This window comes from Rhizobium sp. NZLR8, from assembly GCF_019685025.1.
In the GTDB taxonomy this organism is placed as follows: Bacteria; Pseudomonadota; Alphaproteobacteria; order Rhizobiales; family Rhizobiaceae; genus Rhizobium.
The window spans coordinates 690,841-707,294 of the sequence record NZ_JABDVY010000001.1; the positions used below are offsets into that span (position 1 = coordinate 690,841).

18 protein-coding genes are annotated in these 16,454 nt (G+C 62.0%); 11 read left to right on the top strand and 7 right to left on the bottom strand.

Features of this window, described 5'->3' with window-relative positions; translation table 11 throughout:
* Window positions 1-3 precede the first annotated feature (3 nt).
* Both lepA and tenA read right to left on the bottom strand, forming a co-directional pair.
* Window positions 4-1,836, bottom strand: a complete 1,833-nt coding sequence (lepA, locus tag HJB89_RS03305) for a translation elongation factor 4 (protein WP_221116653.1) — start codon at window positions 1,834-1,836, stop codon at window positions 4-6.
* 77 nt (window positions 1,837-1,913) lie between these two features.
* Entirely contained in the window at window positions 1,914-2,612 is a 699-nt protein-coding gene (gene tenA, locus HJB89_RS03310) for a thiaminase II (RefSeq protein ID WP_221132371.1), read from the bottom strand.
* A 138-nt stretch (window positions 2,613-2,750) separates the two neighbouring features.
* Here tenA and HJB89_RS03315 point away from each other — a divergent pair, with 138 nt between their 5' ends.
* Window positions 2,751-3,320, top strand: a complete 570-nt coding sequence (locus tag HJB89_RS03315; RefSeq protein ID WP_221148924.1) for an XRE family transcriptional regulator — start codon at window positions 2,751-2,753, stop codon at window positions 3,318-3,320.
* A gap of 23 nt (window positions 3,321-3,343) precedes the next feature.
* The gene (locus HJB89_RS03320) at window positions 3,344-3,862 is read left to right on the top strand and encodes a GNAT family N-acetyltransferase (protein WP_207582531.1); all 519 of its coding nucleotides are present in this window, start codon (window positions 3,344-3,346) and stop codon (window positions 3,860-3,862) included.
* Window positions 3,863-3,891: 29 nt separating this feature from the next.
* Here the strand turns inward: HJB89_RS03320 and HJB89_RS03325 are convergent, their stop codons facing one another.
* The gene (locus HJB89_RS03325) at window positions 3,892-4,503 is read right to left on the bottom strand and encodes an HAD-IA family hydrolase (RefSeq protein WP_221116655.1); all 612 of its coding nucleotides are present in this window, start codon (window positions 4,501-4,503) and stop codon (window positions 3,892-3,894) included.
* A 132-nt stretch (window positions 4,504-4,635) separates the two neighbouring features.
* Here HJB89_RS03325 and HJB89_RS03330 point away from each other — a divergent pair, with 132 nt between their 5' ends.
* The 3 genes from HJB89_RS03330 (at window position 4,636) to HJB89_RS03340 (ending at window position 7,206) form a co-directional block, all read left to right on the top strand.
* A complete protein-coding gene (locus HJB89_RS03330) occupies window positions 4,636-5,661 on the top strand; it encodes a histone deacetylase family protein (protein WP_221116656.1) in 1,026 nt (341 codons plus the stop codon).
* Between the two features lie 9 nt (window positions 5,662-5,670).
* Window positions 5,671-6,222: a recombination regulator RecX gene (gene recX / locus HJB89_RS03335; RefSeq protein ID WP_221149023.1), complete on the top strand. Its 552-nt coding sequence runs from the start codon at window positions 5,671-5,673 to the stop codon at window positions 6,220-6,222.
* Window positions 6,223-6,312: 90 nt separating this feature from the next.
* Window positions 6,313-7,206 carry a DMT family transporter gene (locus HJB89_RS03340; RefSeq protein ID WP_221148925.1) on the top strand — a complete coding sequence of 298 codons (894 nt, stop codon included), beginning with the start codon at window positions 6,313-6,315 and terminating at the stop codon, window positions 7,204-7,206.
* A 3-nt stretch (window positions 7,207-7,209) separates the two neighbouring features.
* Here HJB89_RS03340 and HJB89_RS03345 read toward each other — a convergent pair whose 3' ends face one another.
* Window positions 7,210-7,677 carry a group III truncated hemoglobin gene (locus HJB89_RS03345; protein ID WP_221116658.1) on the bottom strand — a complete coding sequence of 156 codons (468 nt, stop codon included), beginning with the start codon at window positions 7,675-7,677 and terminating at the stop codon, window positions 7,210-7,212.
* A gap of 172 nt (window positions 7,678-7,849) precedes the next feature.
* On the opposite strand from HJB89_RS03345, the gene mbfA reads away from it, so the two are divergent.
* Window positions 7,850-8,833: an iron exporter MbfA gene (gene mbfA, locus HJB89_RS03350; RefSeq protein ID WP_221116659.1), complete on the top strand. Its 984-nt coding sequence runs from the start codon at window positions 7,850-7,852 to the stop codon at window positions 8,831-8,833.
* Window positions 8,834-8,953: 120 nt separating this feature from the next.
* On the opposite strand, the gene HJB89_RS03355 is transcribed toward mbfA, so the two are convergent.
* Both HJB89_RS03355 and HJB89_RS03360 read right to left on the bottom strand, forming a co-directional pair.
* Window positions 8,954-9,553: a transglutaminase-like cysteine peptidase gene (locus HJB89_RS03355; protein WP_207582537.1), complete on the bottom strand. Its 600-nt coding sequence runs from the start codon at window positions 9,551-9,553 to the stop codon at window positions 8,954-8,956.
* 164 nt (window positions 9,554-9,717) lie between these two features.
* Window positions 9,718-10,587 carry a carboxylesterase gene (locus HJB89_RS03360; RefSeq protein ID WP_207582538.1) on the bottom strand — a complete coding sequence of 290 codons (870 nt, stop codon included), beginning with the start codon at window positions 10,585-10,587 and terminating at the stop codon, window positions 9,718-9,720.
* A gap of 179 nt (window positions 10,588-10,766) precedes the next feature.
* On the opposite strand from HJB89_RS03360, the gene infC reads away from it, so the two are divergent.
* From infC to pheT, 5 genes are all read left to right on the top strand, one after another.
* Window positions 10,767-11,303: a translation initiation factor IF-3 gene (gene infC / locus HJB89_RS03365; protein WP_081525788.1), complete on the top strand. Its 537-nt coding sequence runs from the start codon at window positions 10,767-10,769 to the stop codon at window positions 11,301-11,303.
* A gap of 323 nt (window positions 11,304-11,626) precedes the next feature.
* Entirely contained in the window at window positions 11,627-11,830 is a 204-nt protein-coding gene (gene rpmI / locus HJB89_RS03370; protein WP_003544621.1) for a 50S ribosomal protein L35, read from the top strand.
* 38 nt (window positions 11,831-11,868) lie between these two features.
* The gene (gene rplT, locus HJB89_RS03375; protein ID WP_003555927.1) at window positions 11,869-12,273 is read left to right on the top strand and encodes a 50S ribosomal protein L20; all 405 of its coding nucleotides are present in this window, start codon (window positions 11,869-11,871) and stop codon (window positions 12,271-12,273) included.
* A 149-nt stretch (window positions 12,274-12,422) separates the two neighbouring features.
* Window positions 12,423-13,505, top strand: coding sequence for a phenylalanine--tRNA ligase subunit alpha (gene pheS / locus HJB89_RS03380; protein ID WP_207582539.1), 1,083 nt, complete (start codon window positions 12,423-12,425; stop codon window positions 13,503-13,505).
* A gap of 16 nt (window positions 13,506-13,521) precedes the next feature.
* Entirely contained in the window at window positions 13,522-15,945 is a 2,424-nt protein-coding gene (pheT, locus tag HJB89_RS03385; protein ID WP_221148928.1) for a phenylalanine--tRNA ligase subunit beta, read from the top strand.
* 52 nt (window positions 15,946-15,997) lie between these two features.
* On the opposite strand, the gene HJB89_RS03390 is transcribed toward pheT, so the two are convergent.
* Window positions 15,998-16,357 carry a nuclear transport factor 2 family protein gene (locus tag HJB89_RS03390; protein WP_003583630.1) on the bottom strand — a complete coding sequence of 120 codons (360 nt, stop codon included), beginning with the start codon at window positions 16,355-16,357 and terminating at the stop codon, window positions 15,998-16,000.
* Window positions 16,358-16,454 lie beyond the last annotated feature (97 nt).

Sequence of the window (16,454 nt, forward strand, 5' to 3'; positions counted from 1 at the left end):
GCGTTACTCGTCGCCCATCTTCAGCGCTGCAATGAACGCTTCCTGCGGAATCTCGACCTTGCCGAACTGGCGCATGCGCTTCTTGCCGGCCTTCTGCTTGTCGAGCAGCTTGCGCTTGCGGGTGGCGTCGCCGCCGTAGCATTTCGCCGTCACGTCCTTGCGCAACGCCGAGATGGTCTCGCGGGCGATGACATTGCCGCCGATCGCCGCCTGGATCGGAATCTTGAACATGTGCTTCGGGATCAGCTCCTTGAGCTTTTCGCACATGTCGCGGCCGCGCTTTTCGGCCGCCGTCCGGTGCACCATCATCGATAGCGCGTCGACCGGCTCGCCATTGACGAGGATCGACATCTTCACCAGGTTGCCCTCGCGGTGGTCGGTCAGCGTATAGTCGAAGGAGGCGTAGCCCTTCGAGATCGACTTCAGCCGATCGTAGAAATCGAAGACGACTTCATTGAGCGGCAAGTCATAGGTCAGCATCGCGCGCGTGCCGACATAGGTGAGTTCGATCTGGATGCCGCGGCGGTCCTGGCAAAGCTTCAGAATGCCACCGAGATAATCGTCAGGCGTCAGGATCGTCGCGCGGATCCACGGCTCGTGGATTTCGGAGATCTTGACGACATCGGGCATGTCGGCCGGGTTGTGCAACTCGCGCTCCGTGCCGTCGGTCATGAACATCTTGTAGACGACGGAGGGTGCGGTGGCGATGAGGTCGAGGTCGAACTCGCGCTCCAGCCGCTCCTGAATGATTTCGAGATGCAGGAGGCCGAGGAAGCCGCAACGGAAACCGAAGCCAAGGGCAGCCGACGATTCCATTTCGAAGGAGAACGAGGCGTCGTTGAGGCGAAGCTTGCCCATGGCGGCGCGCAGATCCTCGAAGTCGGCGGCATCGACCGGGAACAGGCCGCAGAACACCACCGGCTGCGCCGGCTTGAAGCCCGGCAGCGCTTGGGCGGTCGGCCGCTTGTCCTCAGTGATCGTATCGCCGACGCGGGTATCGGCCACTTCTTTGATCGAGGCGGTGATGAAACCGATCTCGCCGGGGCCGAGGCTGTCGATATTGACCATCTTCGGCGTCAGCACGCCGACGCGCTCCACCTGGTATTTCGCATCGGTGCCCATCATGCGGATCGTCTGACCCTTAGTCAGCACGCCATCGATGATGCGCACGAGAACCATGACGCCGAGATAGGTGTCGTACCAGCTGTCGACCAGCAGCGCCTTCAGCGGCGCTTTGTCGCCGCCGGGGCTCTTCGGCGCCGGCAGCTTGTTAACGATCGCCTCCAGCACGTCGGGAATGCCGAGGCCGGTCTTGGCCGAAATCAGCACGGCCTCCGAAGCGTCGATGCCGATCACTTCCTCAATCTGCTCCCTGATGCGGTCGGGTTCGGCGGCCGGCAGGTCGATCTTGTTGAGGACCGTGACGATTTCGTGGTTGTTGTCGATCGCCTGGTAGACGTTGGCGAGCGTCTGCGCCTCGACGCCCTGGCTGGCGTCGACGACGAGCAGCGAGCCCTCGCAGGCCGATAGCGATCGCGAGACTTCGTAGGCGAAGTCGACATGGCCGGGCGTGTCGATCAGGTTGAGAATATATTTCTCGCCATTGTTCGCCTGGTAATGCAGGCGCACGGTCTGGGCCTTGATGGTGATGCCGCGCTCGCGCTCGATATCCATATTGTCGAGCACCTGCTCGGACATTTCGCGCTCGGCAAGGCCGCCCGTCGTCTGGATCAGCCGGTCGGCCAGCGTCGATTTGCCGTGGTCGATGTGGGCCACGATCGAAAAGTTGCGGATATGGGACAGCGGAGTGGTGGAATTGGTGCTCATGCGCGCCATATAGCAGCGCCGCCCCCTGCCGCAAAGCGGTAATTATCCCGCTGTTTACGCTATTTTGTCGGCCGGTCGGCCGCGGATCAGACCGGCCACGTCTCCAGCCGCCAGGCTGAATCCCAGAACATCCATTCATATTGCGAGGCGCGCACGAAGACATCGCTCATCTCGGCGCGCTCCACCGGTGACGCGGCGCGGGCGGCAATGTCGGTCAGCGCGATCACCTCGCGGGCACCGGCGGCAAATTGCGGATCGCCATAGGTGTTGATCCAGGCCTGGAAGGCGTTGCCCTCGATCGCCGGCCGGTTCTTGATCGCCTCGCCGACGTGCCAGTAGATCCAGAAGCAGGGAAGGATGGAAGAAAGCGCCACCGCGTAGGAGCGGTGATAGGCGGTGGCAAGCAGGAAGTTGGTATAGGCAAAGCAGGCAGGCGAGGGTTCGGCTGATGTCACATCCGCGGAGGTGATGCCGAACTGGGTGAGGAAGCCTGCATGCAGGCCCTGCTCGACGGTGATCGCCTTCTGCGCCGAACCGAGGAAGCGCAGCACCTGCGCATTGTCGGGCGCCTTGGCCGCGACGATCGCCAGGCAGCGCGCATAATGCTTCAGGTAGAGCGCATCCTGCAGAATGTAGTGCCGGAAAACCTCCGGCAGTAGCGTGCCGTCGGACAGGCGGGTAAGAAGCGGCAAGACCTCGATCTTGGCCATAACGGGCGCGATCCTGTCCCAGGCGGCGGCCGTGAAGCTTGCCGTCAGTTCGGTGCTCTGCGTGCTGGCGTCCATCGTTTTCTCCCATCTGAATTGCGCTGCCATATATCGGCGAGGCTGTGGCGAAAGCAAGGTCAGCGCCGACCGCCTGAAGAGAGTTGATTCCATCATCGGATCATGTATTTCTCTTATAGTGGAATCATGGATCTAGAGATGGAAGACCAACTGGAACAGGCAATCGGCATCCGCATCCGCAAGCTGCGGCTGGAAAAGGGCTTGACGCTGGAGGATCTTGCCGCGTTTTCCGGCGTCAGCCGGGCGATGATTTCGCGCATCGAGCGGGCGGAGGCGAGCCCGACCGCCTCGCTGCTGGCCAGAATTTGCGCCGCCCTCGGCCTGTCGCTCTCGGCCTTCTTCGCTGAGGAAGGGCAGCAGGCCTCGCCGCTTGCCCGCCGGCATGAGCAGCAGGTCTGGCGCGACCCGGAGACCGGTTATCTCAGAAGGTCTGTGTCGGCTCCGGGCACCGCCTCCGATGTCGACATCGTCGAAGTCGAATTTCCGGCCGGCGCCCGCGTCAGCTTCCCCCCGCATGCCAGCGCCCATGGCATGACCCAGCATGTCTGGCTGTTCGACGGCGAGCTGGAGATGACGGCGGGGGAGGTGGTCTATCGGCTGCGCCCCGGCGATTGTCTCTTCATGCCCGTCGGCGAGGGCCATGTCTTCCACAATCCCGGCCATGCCCCGGCGAGCTATTGCGTCGTGCTCGATCGCGGCGGCCGCTAACAGCTTCATTTCAGGAGAACAGCATGGCCGACATTCGTACCCTTTCTGCCGAGGAGGCGCGCGCCGCCATTCCGGCGCTGGCGCAGGTGCTTGCCGATTGCGTCGCGGGCGGCGCTTCCGTCGGCTTCATGCAACCTTACGGGTCTGAGGATGCCGTGCCCTATTGGCGCGATGTCGCCGATGCGGTCGCCTCCGGCGGGAACCTGCTGCTGGTCGCCGAACTCGACGGTCAGATCGTCGGCACGGTGCAGGTAGGCGCCGCGCAGATGCCGAACCAGCCGCATCGCGGCGATCTGAAGAAGCTCTTGGTGCATCGCTCCGCCCGCGGGCGTGGCCTTGCCCGGCTGCTGATGGATGCCGCCGAGCGCGAGGCGGCAAGGCGTGGCAAGACCTTGCTGGTGCTTGATACGGCAACCGGCAGCGATGCCGAGGCGATCTATCCGCGCCTCGGCTGGCAGCGCGTCGGTGTCATCCCGGATTATGCGCTGTGGCCGCAAGGCGGCTTCTGCGATACCACCCTGTTCTATAAGCGGCTCGCCTGATTGCGCCGGCCCGGCTCATCCCAGACGGCTTATCGCGGATGGCTGAAGGCGGAAAGCGTCTCGTGCAGCCTAGCGCCCGCCGTCCATTGCGCCGCACTCCAGCCGAACTGCCGCGCCGCTTCGATATTTTCCGCCATATCGTCGATAAAGGCGATTTCGCCGGGCAGGGCGCCGGCCCGCTCGGTCGCCAGCCGGAAAAACTCAGGCGAAGGTTTGCGGTGCCCGAGCGCTGCGGAATAGAGGATGCCGTCGAAATGCGCGCCGAGGCCAGCCTCTTCCATCAGGTAGCGCGCCCGCCTGTGCTCCTGGTTGGTCGCCAGGAAAAGCGTGATGCCGCTTTGCCGGAGCGCGGCAAGCTCTTTCAGCAAGTCGAGATCGAGGCGGCGATCGTTTTCGAACCAGTAATCGATCAGCGTCGCGGCGCTGAGATGGGGCGCGATCTTTGCCAGCACTTTGGCAAGCCCGGGCTCCAACGGCTCACGGCCGATGATGATATCGCCCCAGCAGGTCTGGAAGAATTCCTGCTGCAACAGCTCGAGGCGCAGCCCGAGATCGCGCTCGAGATAGGTGAAGTGCGGCAGGCCGTCGGCCGGGCGACCATGAATGAGCACGCCGTCGACATCGACCATCAGCACTTTCATGCGGGAAATTTCCTCGTTCTCAAAACACTGGTGAAGGTGGCGTTATCTGCCTCGGCGATCAATGCCTCCTGCGGCTTTTTTGCTGGGGTCAACCCGTGTAAATCTCGACTTCAACCAACGGCAGGATCTGAAATGCGCGTCATCTATTCCGAAGACCACAAGCTGCGCGACGCCAGGACCGAGCTTTACGCCGGTCAACTGGTGACGCCCTTCGAGGCGCCGTTCCGGGCCGAATGGATCCTCGCGGCGGTGAAGGAGGCGGGCTTTGCCGATGTCGTCGCGCCCGATGCGCACGGACTGGAAACGGCTGGGAAGGTGCATGATCCTGCCTATCTCGATTTTCTCGCCACCGTCTGGGATCGCTGGGTGGCGGCGGGGTTCGAAGGGGAGGCGATCGCCAATTCCTTCCCGGTGCGCCGCACCAGCCAGCGTGTGCCCGAAAATATCGTCGGCGCGATCGGCCATTATGCCAATGCCGCCGACACCTCGATCACCAAGGGCTCCTATGAGGCGGCGATTGCCTCGATGCGCTGCGCGGTGTCAGGCGCCGACTGGTTGGCGCAGGGCCATCGTTTCGCCTTCGCGCTCTGCCGCCCGCCCGGCCACCATGCCGGCATCGATCTCTTCGGCGGCTACTGCTTCATCAACAATTCGGGCGTGGCGGCGCAGCGGCTGCTCGACCGCGGCGCGGCCAAAGTTGCCGTGCTCGACGTCGATTTCCACCATGGCAACGGCACGCAGGATCTCTTCTATCACAGAGGCGATGTCTTCACTGCCTCGCTGCATGGCGATCCCATGCAGGCCTTTCCCTATTTCCTCGGCCATGCCGACGAGGAAGGCGAGGGGGATGGCACCGGCGCCAACCGCAATTATCCGATGCCGCCGGGCACGCCCTGGGAGGTCTGGTCTTCGGCCCTTGCCGATGCGCTCGCCCGCATCAAGGCCTTCGGCGCCGAGGCGATCGTCGTGGCGCTCGGCGTCGATACTTTCGAACGCGACCCGATCTCCTTTTTCAGCCTGACCTCTGACGATTTCACCCGCATGGGCGCGATGATCGCCGCTGCCGGCCTGCCGGTGCTGACCTGCATGGAGGGCGGTTACGGTGTGCCGGAGATCGGGCTCAACGTTGCCAATGTCCTCAAGGGTCTGGAAGCCTGATTGCTTGATATGACCGACGAGACCGTTCCATCCGATATCCCGACACCCCGCATGCTGAGCTGGGCGCGCAACTCCGCCATCTATCGCCTGGAGCGGCGGATGATGACGGAAAAGCAGCTCTTCGACGCCATCACTCGCAAGGCCAGGGAGAAGTTCGAGGATATCAGGGCGGCGCAACTCAAGGCCGTTGCCGATTTCGCCGTCAAATTTGCCTATGACAACAAGGTGCTCGACGATAGCGCTTATGCCGAGATCAGCACGCGCTCGGCCGTTCGCGGCGGCAAATCGAAGCGCGCGATCGCTCAGAAGCTGACAGCCAAGGGCGTCTCCGGCGATAAGGTCGAGGCGGCACTTGAGGCGGCGGACGATCTCTATGCCGCAGCGATATTCGCCCGCAAGCGCGCCTTCGGTCCCTTCCGCCGCGTCGAGCTCGACGACAAGCGAAAGGCGAAGGAGCTCTCCGCCTTCGCCCGCAATGGCTTCAGCTTCGAGATCGGCAAGAAGGTTTTCGACATGAGCTTCGAAGACGCTGAAGAGGTGATCCTCTCCGGCCGCCGCTGATGCATCAGCTCTTTTGCTGCCTGGATCAGAAGTTTGAATTTGCCGGTTTCAAGTCGCCTTCGTATGAAGAGCGCTCAAGCGGAGATGCACATGGAAGATAGAACGAACGACGGTTCCGGCGTGCTGACAATCGAAGCGCCCGCAGCATCCGGCGGCCTGGCCGCTGGCGCGCTGATGTGCCTCATGTCCATGTCCTCGATCCAGTTCGGCGCAGCACTTTCCTCCTCCGCCATCGCCACCTATGGACCTGCCGGCGCCAGCTGGCTGCGCCTTGCCTTTGCCGCCCTCATTCTGGCCGTCGCCGTCCGTCCGCGCATATTCAGCTACACGAGAGAGCAATGGACAAGCGCTCTGGTTCTCGGCACGACGACGGCGCTGATGACCATGAGTTTCTTCGCGGCGATCGAGCGCATACCGCTCGGTCTTGCCGTGGCGATCGATTTTCTCGGTCCGCTTTCGGTGGCGACCATCGGCTACGGCCTCAGTCGGCGTCTCGTCTGGCCGCTCATTGCCGCGCTCGGCGTTCTGGCTCTTGCCCATGACGGTGAAGGCTGGGTTGGGAATATCCAGGGCATTCTTTTCGCCTGCGGCGCGGGAACCGGCTGGGCGATCTATATCGTGCTCACGAAGAGGATCGGCGCAAGCTTCAAGGGGTTGGAAGGGCTTTCCATGTCGCTCATGGTCGCCGCTCTCGTCGCCACACCTTTCGGCTTCTCAGGCGCCGTGCCGGCGCTCGATAGCTACGGCCTGATCGAAATGGCAGGCCTCGCCATTCTCGTGCCGCTGCTGCCCTACACGCTGGAGCTGATTGCCCTGCGGCGCATGCCGACGACCTCCTTCGGCATCCTGATGAGTCTCGAGCCGGCGATTGCGGCGCTTGCAGGCTTTGCCATTCTGGCGCAGCCCCTGACCCTTCTGCAGATGGCCGGAACGGCCCTGGTCGTCGCCGCAAGCGCCGGCGCCACCTTCTCCGCAAAGCAGTAGGGATCAGCCCGTCTTCTTGGTCGGATCGTCGAGGGCGGGATTGTAGAACAACGAGAGCGTCAGACTCTTGGCGATCCGCTCCGCCGTCGCCATGAACCAGGCCTTGGCCTCTGGCGTTGGGGCGATATCGTCGAGCGTCGCAGCAAACAGCGACAGCCACTTCGGAAAGAGGTCAAGCGTCAGGTTTTGGACACCGGTATGCGCCTGCACCGGCTTGCCGCCATAGGCGCCGCTGCGGAAGGCGACCGCCGACCAAAAGCTCTTCATCTTCGCCATATGCGCCGGCCAACGGCCAGACAGCCTGGCGTCGAACACCGGGCCGAGATCGGGATGCGCAAGCACGCGGGCGTAGAAAGTCTCGACCAGCCTGTCGATGAAGGCCGCGTCGACGCCCATTTCCCGCATTTCGGCCTCCGCCCTTTCGCGGATCGCCGCGACATGGGCAGGGCGGCCCTGAATCTCACTCATCATTCCAAAAACCCCGGCGCCGCGTGATGCGGCAGCCCTTATATAGGCCGTCATGGCAACGGGCCAAAGTCATCCGCGCCCCTTGCGGCAATCTGTCGGCGAGTCTTCCTACACACTTGACCGCTATTGCCACCTTCTCTAGATTTAGAATTATTCTAAAAAATTGGAGAAAGTCATGCTGGCGCGGTTTTTCAGATCCCCGAAACGATCTTTCGAGTCGCTGTCCGAGCAGGAGATTCTCGCCCTTGCGATCGCCTCCGAGGAGGACGATGCCCGCATCTATCTCGCCTATGCCGATAGGTTGCGCCGCGAATTTCCGGCCTCCGCCAGGGTCTTCGAAGATATGGCCGAGGTCGAGGATACGCATCGCAAGTCGTTGTTCGATATCCATCGCCAGCGTTTCGGCGAGCGCATTCCGCTGATCCGGCGTGAACATGTCGAGGGCTTTTACGAACGCAAACCCGACTGGCTCAGGGCAAATCTTACGCTGGATGCGATGCGGCGGGAAACCGAGGCGATGGAGGAGCAGGCCTATCGTTTCTATGTCGAGGCGGCAAAACGCACCTCGGACGCCTCGACACGCGAGCTTCTCGGCGATCTCGCCCTTGCCGAACAAGGGCATGAGGACATCGCCCGCATGCTGGGCGACAAACATACGCCTGAAGATGTCAAACATGACGAGAACGAGACAGTGCGGCGGCAGTTCGTGCTGACCTATGTACAGCCGGGTCTTGCCGGGCTGATGGATGGCTCGGTCTCGACGCTGGCGCCGATCTTCGCCGCCGCCTTCGCCACGCAGGATACCTGGCAGACTTTCCTTGTCGGCCTTTCGGCCTCCGTCGGCGCCGGCATCTCGATGGGCTTCACCGAAGCCGCCCACGACGACGGCAAGATCTCCGGCAGAGGTTCGCCGGTCAAACGCGGCCTTGCCTGCGGCATCATGACGGCGCTCGGCGGCCTCGGCCACGCTCTGCCCTACCTCATCCCGCACTTCTGGACGGCGACCATCACCGCTGCCATCGTCGTCTTCTTCGAACTCTGGGCAATCGCCTTCATCCAGAACCGCTACATGGAAACACCCTTCCTGCGCGCCGCCTTCCAGGTGGTGCTCGGCGGCGGCCTGGTGCTCGGCGCCGGTATTCTGATTGGCAATGGGTGAGGAGCGTTAGCGACGAACACCTTGAGCGGAAGCGAAAGGTAACGGTAGACGCCTCTCCGCCGTCCAGAAAAACAAAAAGGCCGACTTTCGCCGGCCTTTCCCCACACCCCCCAAAAATCCTTACCGCAGTGCGCCGACCAGTACGTCGCGGCCGTTCTCGATGGTGACCCAGCGGCCGGAATTGTAGCTCGACTGCCGCTTGACGAAGGAATAGGGCGTTCCAAACCACGGCTTGACGTCGGAGGCGAGGTTGTCGAGCACGAAATCGCCCTCGGCGGTGCGCAGCGTCAGCACGGCATGGCCTTCACCGTCAGGCTTGCGCACGACGGTCATCAGCAGATCGGCAGCCGAAAAGCCGCGCTGGATCAGCGTCCGGCGCTTCAGCAGCGCGAAATCCTCGCAGTCGCCGGCAGTGGTCGGATAGGCCCAGACCTCATCCTTGCCGTAGATTTCCTTGTCGGTCATCGGCGTGATCGTGCGGTTGACCGTGGCGTTGACCGAACGCACCAGCGACCACTTTGCCGGCGTCATCTCGACCGGGCCAGAATTGCGGTTTGCGCCGCATTCACTGCGGTGGATCTGACAGAAATCGTAGTGGCCAATTGGCTGGGAGGTGGCATTGCCCGTTACCATGGAAGCATTTCTGCTGGGGGCCGGTATGGCGGCCGTTGCCATCGCAAACATGGCCATCATGGCCACAAAAATACCCTTTATCCGCACGCCCGCTCTTCCTCGCATCGCCCCTTATTTATTAACAAAGTGTTAATGGAGAGGGCCAAGAAGAGTCAATCGTTACTTCTTGGGAGCACCTTACGACTCGCCGACATGGTTAAAATGCAACGGGTTGGGGGCTTGCGTCAGGGGAATTTCTCGGCCGGTGCTGTTCAAACGGGCATCTGCACATTTGTCGATGAACGGATGATGCCTTTGACGGCGCTAAGCAGAAGCGCGATATCGCTCGCGCGGGAAAGCCGGTGGTCGCCGTCGCGAATGAATGTCAGCACCACGTCGTCGGCGGGAAGATGTTCGACCAGTTTCATCGCGTGCGCATGCGGCACGTCGGCGTCTTTCATGCCTTGGAGGATATGCACCGGGCAGCCCGTTTCGATGATGCCGTCGAGCACCCGGTTTTCGCGGCCGTCCTCGAGCAGTGCCCGTGTGTAGATGTTCGGCTCAGGGCTATATTGCGAGCGCTCTTCGAAATAACCCCGCTCGGCAAGCGACTTGCGCTCCTTGGCCTTGAGGTTCGGCTCGATCAGCTCGGAGGTGAAATCGGGGGCCGGCGCAATCAGCACCATCCCCTCGAGTTTTGGCCCTTCAAGTTTTGGCCCCTCGAGTTTTGGCCCTTCGAGCTTCGGGCCGTCCTGCCGCGCAAGTTCCTGTGCCAGCCTGAGCGCGATCCAGCCGCCCATCGACGAGCCGACGAGGATCACTCGCTCGGGGGCAACGTAGCGGATGACGGCAAGCGCTTCCTCCAGCCAGCGTGAGATCGTGCCGTCGCTGAAGCTGCCGCCGGACAGTCCGTGGCCGGAATAATCGAGACGGATGCAGGCGAGCCCAAGTTCCGCCGCCAGCCCGTCGAGTTCCACCGCCTTGGTGCCGCTCATGTCGGACCGGTAGCCGGACAGCCAGACGAGCGCTGGTGCGCCATTGCCGGCCTGCGCCGGGCGCACCAGCATGGCGATCTCGCGCGCTGCCTCTCCCTCGCCGACCGTCAGGAACTGCGGCTGGGCATTGGGCATCTGATCGAACATCGGCGAAACTCCTGTTATTTTGCTCTATAAAACAGATTCTTGGCAGGCTGACAGCGGGTGATTTTTCCGCTAAAGGATGATATTGACTCCGTTGCAGCGATGACGCGACACGTTTGTGCACCCCGATATGGGAGCGCGAGGCTGCAACGTTCCGAAAACAACGCGAGGAGAATACGACCATTCGCAGACCTTTTAAAACCGACGCGCCCGTGAAGGACGGACCGCGCTCGAACCGTGAAATCCGCATTCCCAAAGTTCAGCTGATCGGGGCTGACGGCGAGAATATGGGCGTCGTGCCTACCGACCAGGCCTTGAAAATGGCTGAGGAAGCCGGCCTCGATCTCGTCGAAATTTCCCCCAATGTCGAACCGCCTGTGTGCAAGATCCTCGATCTGGGCAAGCTGAAATATGCCAACCAGAAGAAGGCTGCCGAGGCGCGCAAGAAGCAGAAGATCGTCGAAGTCAAAGAAATCAAAATGCGCCCGAACATCGACACCCATGATTATGAGGTGAAGATGAAGGCGATGGGTCGCTTCTTCGACGAAGGCGACAAGGTCAAGGTGACGCTGAAGTTCCGCGGCCGTGAAATGGCCCACCAGGAACTCGGCATGAAGCTTCTGCAGCAGGTCAAGGCTGATACGATCGAGTTCGCCAAGGTCGAAGCCGAACCCAAGCTCGAAGGCCGCCAGATGATGATGGTGCTGGCGCCGAAGTAAGCGCCAGGCACTTTTTCGCCCCAAGGCCGTCCGCAAGGGCGGCTTTTGTGCTTTCGGCCATGATGATTCGGGCCTTGTACTGGATGCGCGAAGATTCCTCCGCCGCCCCGTTGCACTTTCAGAACGCTGCGGTTATAAGCGCGCGTCCGAACTGACCGGCAGGGCATGCCGTGGCAGTTTCGAATGCTTGCGGAACGGTTCGTCGCCGATGCCGCAGATCAACAACAAACGCTCCCGCACCTTGTTGCGACGGCCGGAGAACCGGACTTCGCGAGAAGGGCTTTTTTGATGAAGCGCGCAGGGAGGACAGAAGGAGTAGCAAAATGCCCAAGATGAAGACGAAGTCCTCTGCCAAGAAGCGGTTCAAGATCACCGCAACCGGCAAGGTCAAGGCTGCCGCTGCCGGCAAGCGCCATGGCATGATCAAGCGTTCCAACAAGTTCATTCGCGATGCACGTGGCACCATGGTTCTCGCAGAACCGGATGGCCGCAAGGTTATCAAGAATTACCTGCCGAACGGTCTCTGAGACTCGTCCGCGAACGCTAGATTTAAGGAGATCATGATATGGCACGTGTAAAAAGAGGCGTCACCTCTCACGCCAAGCACAAGAAGGTTCTGAAGGCCGCAAAGGGCTTTTACGGCCGTCGCAAGAACACCATCCGGACTGCCAAGGCTGCTGTCGATCGTTCGAAGCAGTACGCTTACCGCGACCGCAAGGTCAACAAGCGTAACTTCCGTGCGCTCTGGATCCAGCGCATCAACGCCGCTGTCCGGGAATTCGGCCTGACCTACGGCCGCTTCATCGACGGCCTGACCAAGGCTGGCATCGAAGTCGACCGCAAGGTTCTCTCCGACATGGCAATCCACGAGCCGGAAGCATTCGGCGCGCTGGTCAGCGCCGCCAAGAAGGCTCTTGAGTACCTCAAGGAAGCCGGCACGGCGAACGAGTTTGAAGGCGCGGTCAAGTAACCAGCGCTTCCCAAGCTTTGAATTTTTGATTTTGGGAAACCCGCGCTGGTTTGGGCTAGCGCGGGTTTTTCTTTCTTTATATCCCTTGCGCCGGCCGGCGCCGCCTGCCTCCCGATCGCCCGCCTGATACTGGACGGAAAGAAGTGACAATGTCAGATATCGACCAGCTCAACGCATCGCTGCTCGCCGAAATCGCCGCCGCCGATGACGAGGCGGCCCTCGAGGCCGTGCGCGTTTCCGCCCTCGGCAAGAAGGGCTCCGTCTCCGAACTGTTGAAGACGCTCGGCGCCATGACGCCGGAGGAGCGCCAGACCAAGGGCGCGGCGATCAACGTTTTGAAGAATGCGGTGACCGAGGCGCTCGCCGCCCGCAAAACGACGCTCCGCCAAGAGGCGATCAATGCGCGGCTGAAGGCCGAGACGGTCGATGTCAGCCTGCCGGTGCGCTCTTCGCCTGCCGAGCGCGGCCGCATCCATCCGATCAGCCAGATCGTCGACGAGATCACCGCGATCTTCGCCGACATGGGCTTCTCGATCGCCGAAGGTCCCGACATCGAGACCGACTATTACAATTTCACCGCGCTGAATTTCCCCGAAGGCCACCCGGCCCGCGAGATGCACGACACCTTCTTCTTCCATCCGGACGAGAATGGTGAGCGCAAGGTGCTGCGCACCCATACCTCGCCGGTGCAGGTGCGCACCATGGAGGCGCAGAAACCGCCGATCCGCATCATCATCCCCGGCAAGACCTACCGCCAGGACAGCGACGCCACGCACTCGCCGATGTTCCATCAGGTCGAGGGTCTGGTCGTCGACAAGAAGGCCAATGTCGCCAACATCCGCTGGGTGCTCGAGGAATTCTGCAAGACCTTCTTCGAGGTCGACAGCGTGACGATGCGTTTCCGCCCGTCTTTCTTTCCCTTCACCGAGCCCTCTTTCGAGGTCGATATCCAGTGCGACCGCTCCGGCCCGATCGTCAAGTTCGGAGAAGGCACCGACTGGATGGAGATCCTCGGCTGCGGCATGGTCCATCCGAACGTGCTGCGTTACGGCGGGCTCGATCCGGACGAGTATCAGGGTTTTGCCTGGGGCATGGGCCTCGACCGCATCGCCATGCTGAAATACGGCATGCCCGACCTGCGCGACTTCTTCAACGCCGACGTCCGCTGGATGACGCATTACGGCTTCCGCCCGCTCGACATGCCGACGCTGTTCGGCGGCCTCAGCGCTTGAACGGAGAATTGGGACGATGAAATTCACGCTCTCCTGGCTGAAAGAGCATCTGGAAACGGATGCCGGCCTCGATGAAATCTGCACGCGCCTGACCGAGATCGGGCTGGAGGTCGAGGATGTCGACGACAAGGCGGCGTTCAAGCCCTTCGTCATCGCCAGAGTTGTCTCGGCGGAAAAACATCCTCAGGCCGATCGCCTGAAGGTGCTGATGGTCGATACCGGGGCCGGCGCGCCGGTCCAGGTCGTCTGCGGCGCGCCGAATGCGCGCGCCGGCCTCGTCGGCGCCTTTGCCGCTCCCGGCACCTATGTCCCCGGTATCGATGTGACGCTTGCCGTCGGCAATATCCGCGGCGTCGAAAGCCATGGCATGATGTGCTCCGAAAAGGAGCTGCAGATCTCCGACAGTCACCACGGCATCATCGATCTGCCTGAAGATGCGCCGGTCGGAAAGAGTTATGCCGCCTATGCCAATCTCGACGACCCGGTCATCGAGATCAACCTGACGCCCAACCGGCCGGATTGCACGTCGATCCACGGCATTGCCCGCGATCTTGCCGCCTCCGGCCTCGGTACGCTGAAGACCCGGCCGGCGCCATCCTTCGCCGTCGACGGCGAGACGCCGGTGAAGCTGACGCTCGATCTCGACGATCAGAAGCTCTGCCCGGGCTTTGCGCTGCGCTTGGTGCGCGGCGTCAGGAACGGCCCGAGCCCGCGCTGGATGCAGCAGCGGCTGATCGCCATCGGCCTGCGTCCGATCAATGCGCTGGTTGATATCACCAACTACATGACCTTCGATCAGGGCCGGCCGATGCACGTCTTCGACGCTGCCAAGGTCAAGGGCAACCTCACCGTCCGCCGCGCCGCCGAAGGCGAGACCGTGCTGGCGCTCGATCAACGTGAATACAAGCTCGGCCCGAACAATGTCGTCATCTCCGATGAAGACGGCATCGAATCGATCGGCGGCATCATGGGCGGCGAACATTCCGGCTGCGACGAGAACACCGTCGACGTGCTGATCGAATCCGCCCTCTGGGACCCGATGAACATCGCCAAATCAGGCCGTAGCCTCGGCATCATCACCGATGCCCGCTACCGCTTCGAACGCGGCGTCGATCCGGACTACATGGTTCCCGGTCTCGAACGCACGACGGAACTGGTGCTGGAACTCTGCGGCGGCACGGCCGCCAGGGCCGAGGTCGTCGGCTATAAGGGTTACGAACCAAAGATCGTCGATTTCCCTTATTCTGAGGTCAAGCGGCTGACGGGGCTCGAAGTCTCGGATGAAGAAAGCAACAGCATTCTGACCCGCCTCGGCTTCACGGTCTCCGGTTCCGGCGAGCGTGTCTCCGTCGCCGTTCCCTCCTGGCGTCCCGATGTCGATGGCAAGGCCGATCTCGTCGAGGAGGTCATGCGCATCCACGGCGTCGACAATATCAAGCCGGCGCCGCTGGAAAGCCATGCGGCGGTCAACGGCAAGATCCTGACGACGCTGCAGATCCGCACCCGCATCGCCAAGCGGGCGCTTGCTTCGCGCGGCATGCTCGAAGCCGTCACCTGGTCCTTCATTCCGGAAGATCAGGCCAAACTCTTCGGCGGCGGGGCGGCAGCCCTCAAGCTTGCCAACCCGATCGCCGCCGAAATGTCGGATATGCGCCCTTCGCTGCTGCCGGGCCTGCTGACGGCAGCCCAGCGCAATGCCGACAAGGGTTATGCCGACGTCGCCCTCTTCGAAGTCTCCGGCACCTATGAGAATGACAGGCCGGACGGCCAGCGCCGCGTTGCCGGCGGCATCCGCCGCGGCACGGCCTCGCTTGCCGGCGCCGGTCGCGCCTGGTCGAATGCCGCCAAGGGCGGCGGCAAGCCGGTCGATGTCTTCGATGCCAAGGCCGATGTGCTCGCCGTTATCGAAGCCTGCGGCCTGCCGATGGGCAATGTCCAGATCGAGCAGGGTGGACCGGATTGGTACCATCCCGGCCGCTCCGGCACCGTCAAGATGGGGCCGAAGGTGGTACTTGGCTATTTCGGCGAATTCCATCCGCTGACCTTGGAAGCGCTCGATGTCTCCGGCGCGCTCTGCGGTTTCGAGGTCTATCTTGATGCGATGGCCGAGCCGAAGAAGAAGGCGACTCGCACCAAGCCGGCGCTCGATCTATCGCCTTTCCAGGCGGTCAAGCGGGATTTCGCCTTCGTCGTGGACAAGACCGTGGAATCAGGCGCGGTCATCAAGGCTGCGACAAGCGCCGACCGCAAGCTGGTCACCGGCGTCAATGTCTTCGATATCTTCGAAGGCGCGTCGGTCGGCGAGGGCAAGAAGTCGGTGGCGATCGAGGTTCAGATCCAGCCGGTCGAGCGTACGCTGACGGATGAAGATTTCGAGACACTGACGCAGAAGATCATCGCCAGCGTGATGAAATTCACCGGCGGCGTCCTCAGGAGCTGATCCTGCCGGCTTTGCCGAGACAATGGGACCGGTCGTTAAGCGGCCGGTCTTTTCACGTATGAAGGTGGTAGAGCTTGCTGACGATTGTCCAGCGGCCTTCGATCTTCAGCAGCGAGAGATAATCGGTGAAGCGCATTCCGGCGAAATCGTCGGTAACCTTGACGCTCGCCGCATCGCCCTCGACATCGACGCTTTGGATATCCATGAACGGCTGCGTTCCGGGCGGGGCAGGCTCCTCCGCCAGGATTGCGGCGATGAACTCGTCCCGCGTCAGCCATTCGACGGCATTCTGATAATAGCCGATGATTGAGCTTTTCGGGTGAAAGGCCTTTTTCAAGGCTGCCTCATTGGCGAAGGCCATGCCTTCGACATAGAGATGAACCGTCTGTTCGACTGCTTGCCTGTCCGACATGTTTTCATCCCGTTTGGTGGGATGGCGGTAGATAGTTTCGCCAGCCGCCAAGGCAAGCCCGGCCGGTTGCATCAGGCCGGGCTTTGGTTTCAGTAAG

What these genes read in the sequence shown, in the direction of transcription:
- HJB89_RS03325 (WP_221116655.1), bottom strand. Translation starts at nt 4,503, where the DNA reads ATGAAAGTGCTGATGGTCGATGTCGACGGCGTGCTCATTCATGGTCGC.
- HJB89_RS03340 (WP_221148925.1), top strand. Translation starts at nt 6,313, where the DNA reads ATGGAAGATAGAACGAACGACGGTTCCGGCGTGCTGACAATCGAAGCG.
- HJB89_RS03345 (WP_221116658.1), bottom strand. Translation starts at nt 7,677, where the DNA reads ATGATGAGTGAGATTCAGGGCCGCCCTGCCCATGTCGCGGCGATCCGC.
- HJB89_RS03315 (WP_221148924.1), top strand. Translation starts at nt 2,751, where the DNA reads ATGGAAGACCAACTGGAACAGGCAATCGGCATCCGCATCCGCAAGCTG.
- pheT (WP_221148928.1), top strand. Translation starts at nt 13,522, where the DNA reads ATGAAATTCACGCTCTCCTGGCTGAAAGAGCATCTGGAAACGGATGCC.
- pheS (WP_207582539.1), top strand. Translation starts at nt 12,423, where the DNA reads ATGTCAGATATCGACCAGCTCAACGCATCGCTGCTCGCCGAAATCGCC.
- lepA (WP_221116653.1), bottom strand. Translation starts at nt 1,836, where the DNA reads ATGGCGCGCATGAGCACCAATTCCACCACTCCGCTGTCCCATATCCGC.
- mbfA (WP_221116659.1), top strand. Translation starts at nt 7,850, where the DNA reads ATGCTGGCGCGGTTTTTCAGATCCCCGAAACGATCTTTCGAGTCGCTG.
- HJB89_RS03390 (WP_003583630.1), bottom strand. Translation starts at nt 16,357, where the DNA reads ATGTCGGACAGGCAAGCAGTCGAACAGACGGTTCATCTCTATGTCGAA.
- rpmI (WP_003544621.1), top strand. Translation starts at nt 11,627, where the DNA reads ATGCCCAAGATGAAGACGAAGTCCTCTGCCAAGAAGCGGTTCAAGATC.
- rplT (WP_003555927.1), top strand. Translation starts at nt 11,869, where the DNA reads ATGGCACGTGTAAAAAGAGGCGTCACCTCTCACGCCAAGCACAAGAAG.
- HJB89_RS03330 (WP_221116656.1), top strand. Translation starts at nt 4,636, where the DNA reads ATGCGCGTCATCTATTCCGAAGACCACAAGCTGCGCGACGCCAGGACC.
- recX (WP_221149023.1), top strand. Translation starts at nt 5,671, where the DNA reads ATGACCGACGAGACCGTTCCATCCGATATCCCGACACCCCGCATGCTG.
- HJB89_RS03360 (WP_207582538.1), bottom strand. Translation starts at nt 10,587, where the DNA reads ATGTTCGATCAGATGCCCAATGCCCAGCCGCAGTTCCTGACGGTCGGC.
- HJB89_RS03320 (WP_207582531.1), top strand. Translation starts at nt 3,344, where the DNA reads ATGGCCGACATTCGTACCCTTTCTGCCGAGGAGGCGCGCGCCGCCATT.
- tenA (WP_221132371.1), bottom strand. Translation starts at nt 2,612, where the DNA reads ATGGACGCCAGCACGCAGAGCACCGAACTGACGGCAAGCTTCACGGCC.